We start from the raw sequence: 317 nt of genomic DNA on the forward strand, positions 1-317 counted from the left end.
GCCCCGTACAAGCCGTACACGTTCATGCGGAACGGAGCCCCAGCGCAACGGTCGAACCTGATCGTGCACCACCTCGACGAGACTCCGGCGAACAACCGCGTAGAGAACCTCGTGCTGCTCTGCTACACCTGCCACGCCGTCCACCACAAGTCCACGTCGACACCGTTTCCATGGCTCGCCGAGTACACGCGCCAGGCGTCCGAGTCCATGACCTCCAAGTGGAAGGCAACAGCAACTTCTTTGCTGACGGCGTACTCGTCCACAACTGCCTGATCGTCGACGACCCCTTCAAAGGATCCGACGACGCCGAGTCCCAG

The 317-nt window shown here is 61.8% G+C and carries 1 protein-coding gene; it reads left to right on the forward strand.

What is annotated here, in order from left to right; genetic code table 11:
• Window positions 1–170: 170 nt before the first annotated feature.
• Window positions 171–317 (forward strand): hypothetical protein (locus IH25_RS43160; protein WP_209445414.1); only part of this gene is annotated, 147 nt, incomplete at its 3' end.

The organism is Streptomyces achromogenes subsp. achromogenes (assembly GCF_000720835.1).
Lineage (GTDB): Bacteria > Actinomycetota > Actinomycetes > Streptomycetales > Streptomycetaceae > Streptomyces > Streptomyces achromogenes.